This is a genomic window from Altericroceibacterium xinjiangense (assembly GCF_003958635.1).
GTDB lineage: Bacteria > Pseudomonadota > Alphaproteobacteria > Sphingomonadales > Sphingomonadaceae > Altericroceibacterium_A > Altericroceibacterium_A xinjiangense.
This window is the reverse complement of record NZ_RSEK01000052.1, coordinates 1-3,321: the sequence shown is the minus strand read 5'-3', so window position 1 is coordinate 3,321 and position 3,321 is coordinate 1. Positions and strand designations below refer to the sequence as shown.

Genomic DNA, 3,321 nt, shown 5'->3' with positions numbered 1-3,321 from the left:
TCTGACATCGTTCACCACCAGAGCCGGGTATCTCAGATAACGAGCCGAAATAGCTGAGTGAGCTCTCGGTTCCACTCAGTCGCAGCGATTAATACTTCATCAAACCCACACTGCCATCCTCGTGTATCCCATGGCGCCGAGTCACGCCCGGAACCTCACTTGCCGGGACTGCCTTCGAAAATAGAAACCCTTGGCCGAACTCGCAGCCGAACTTGATCAGGTGGTCGGCTTGAGAATTTGTCTCGATGCCTTCGGCGATGACTTTCAATCCGAGGCTTCGTCCAAGGTTTACGATCGCCCGGACGATTGCCTCATCGTCGGCGTCGTGCTCCATCTCGCGCACGAAGCTTTGGTCGATCTTGATGATGTCGACAGGAAATTGCTTCAGATGGCGCAGCGAGGCATAGCCGGTTCCGAAATCGTCGAGTGCGATCTGGACGCCCTCATCGGACAGAACCCAAAGAGCGCGGTGGATGTACTCGGCACCGCACCCAAGGAATACTGTTTCCGTAACCTCGAGCTGGAAATAACGCGTTGGAATATCGGCCCTGCTTAGCTGCTCGAGGAGATGTTCCGCAAAGTTGTCCTTTCGAAACTCTGCTGCGGCTGCGTTTACCGCAACATGTCCAAACTGGACGCCCTGATCGAGCCAGCAACGCATGTCCGCGATGGTCCGCTCGATCATCCTGTCGCTAATTGCGGCAGCAACATCGGGATCATCGAACGCAGCTTCGATGGCCGAAGGACCATTGATGCCCTCCCCGGCGCCACGCCAGCGTAGAAGCGCTTCGAATCCTTCGACCGAACGGCTGCGAAGGTGAAGCTTAGGCTGGTAGTAGGGGGCCACTCGATCTTCCCGGATGGCATCGCGCGCGAGTTGGAGCATCGAGTTGCGCCGTTGCATCGCGGTTCGCAGTCGAGGTTCGAAGATCGCCCAGCTTGCTCGACCCGCCGATTTTGCTGCGTAAAGGGCGAGGTCTGCGTTCTTCAGTAGGTCATTGTGAGTGTTCCCGTGCCTTGGGTACATGCTGGCACCGATGCTGACACGACAATCGAGAATGCGTCCGCCGTGAACGAACGGTTCCTGCAGCCGGTTCAGAATGGATGCTGAAAGAGCGGCAAGGCTCTCCTCGCTACTGAGTTCAGGCACGAGGATAGCAAACTCGTCTCCGCCGAAGCGGGCGACAGTGTCGCCTTGGCGGACAACGGATTGCAAACGCTGGGCGAAGGCCTTGAGCAGCCAGTCGCCGACATCGTGACCGAGCGAGTCGTTGATGCGTTTGAAGTGGTCCATGTCCAGCATCAGCAGCCCAACCGACACACTGGTCTCGGATGCGTTCTGGATCGCCTGCTCCAATCTTTCCTGGAACAGTGTGCGGTTGGCGACACCAGTGAGGCTGTCGTGCGTCGCCGTCCAGCGAAACCTTTCCTCGACGGTTTTCTCATCGGTCACGTCCCGGACGGTCATGATAATGCGGCCAAGTTCGGGGCCAGCTCTGAGGGTTTTCCACCCATTTACCGCGATCCAGCGAGCTGCCTTGTCATTCGCGCGGCGGATGCGGAAGGACGCTTGGAACCTGCCTGCCTCGCTATCGCGCGTAGTCGTGAGGTGGTTCATGAACATGGTGCGGTGTTCGGGGTGAATACACTCGACCGCGGTCGGGAGGTATGGCTCCACACCGGCGTGGAAGCCGAAGATCTCCCTCAGCCGGTCCGACCATTCCCGCCTGCCCATCGCCTCGTCATAGTCCCACACCCCGAGACCAGCGGCTTGTGCAGCAAGACGGAAGCGCTCCTCGCTTTCGCGTAGCGCCTCCTCAGCCTTCTTACGATCCGTGATGTCAAGGTGCGCACCGATGGTCCTGAGTACCTGCCCGCCTTCATTGCGTTCCACCTTCGTGCGGCTGGAGATCCACCTTGTCTCGCCGGTGTCGGCGCGGACGATCCGGAACTCAGATTCAAACACATCTTCTGTTTCTAATGCCTGCGCCACCGCCGAGCGTATGCGCTCCCGGTCGTCAGGATGGACTATCTCGACCCATTCATCGAAATCGATGGTTGTCCGATCCGCCGAAAGGCCCACCTGCTGAAAGAAACGTTTTGAGCAGATAGAGACGGCATCCGAACCAGTCTCAAAGTCAGCAAGACCGGTCGCCTCATGGACAAGACGAAGACGCTCCTCGCTGCGCCGTAGCGCATCCTCGGCTTCTCTTCTTCCGGTAATATCTCTGGAGATGCAAAGATGCGCATCTGATTCGTCCGGCATCCGGAACGGAACGGAATGAGCCTCGGTTCGCCGGCGGCGCCCCTTCAGTCCGATAATATCGTATTCAGAGACGACCGACTCTCCTGCGACAACGCGAGCATGCGTGTCGAACCAGGTTTCCAGGTACTCCTCGGAAATGGCTTCGTATTCGGGTACTGTGAGGCTTGCGAGATCTACACCTTGAAATAACTCAAGCCCACGCGGATTGATGTGAACGAGCTGGCCCGTCTCATCGAATGTCGTCACGCTATCAGGAATGGCATCGATGATTCTGCGGAGCCTAGCTTCGCTCTCTCGCAGACGTGCCTCGGCTTCCACCTGATCGTTGATGTCCTCGCTAGTACCGTACCAGCGGAGGATCTCTCCCGTCTCGTCCCGCCTTGCTGTGGCTCGCGTTCGGAACCATCGATAGGAACCATCACGCATACGGAATCGGGCACAGATTTCCTCAAGCTCCCCAGTGTCGAGCGCGGCGCGCCAGCACTTCTGTAGAAGCTCCAAATCGTCTGGATGAATGAGGGTGGCCCATGAATCTGCCTGCAACTCCTCGAGCGAATTGCCGGTCAACTTGACCATGCGCGGGGAAATAGTGACCGTTTTTCCGTAGCGGTCGGCGGTCCATGGGAGGTGCGGACTGAGCTCAACCGTGTGACGGTAGTGCTCCTCGCTTTCCTGAAGCGCTTTTTCGGCTGCGATTTGTGCACTGATGTCTTCAAAGGTCGCAACCCAGTACCCGTCAGCGGTCACCCTATGGTTCACCACGTGAGTCTCTTCATCACGTGAGAACAACACCCGGGTCGCGGCCGTAAGACCGACCCAAAGCTCGGCTTCAACCTCCGAGACTGTCTTGTCACCGTAGTTTCCGGCTTCAATTCCGAGCTCGATCAGCTCTCGTCCCGTCACTCCGGGGCGGACAGCCTCAGGCGGTAGTCTCAGAATTTCGGCATAGCGTTCGTTGACCACTGCGATGCGCCCGTCCTGATCGAACATGCAGACGCCATGCGGCATATGGGCCAGGGTGCTTTTATGGAGCTGCAGCTCCTTTCGAAGCCGCT

At 58.1% G+C, this 3,321-nt stretch carries 1 protein-coding gene; it reads right to left on the bottom strand.

Annotated elements, in window-relative coordinates:
- Positions 1-88: 88 nt before the first annotated feature.
- Positions 89-3,274 carry an EAL domain-containing protein gene (locus ELY13_RS14755; RefSeq protein ID WP_277600675.1) on the bottom strand — a complete coding sequence of 1,062 codons (3,186 nt, stop codon included), beginning with the start codon at positions 3,272-3,274 and terminating at the stop codon, positions 89-91.
- Positions 3,275-3,321: the final 47 nt, after the last annotated feature.

What these genes read in the sequence shown, in the direction of transcription:
- ELY13_RS14755 (WP_277600675.1), bottom strand. Translation starts at nt 3,274, where the DNA reads ATGCCGCATGGCGTCTGCATGTTCGATCAGGACGGGCGCATCGCAGTG.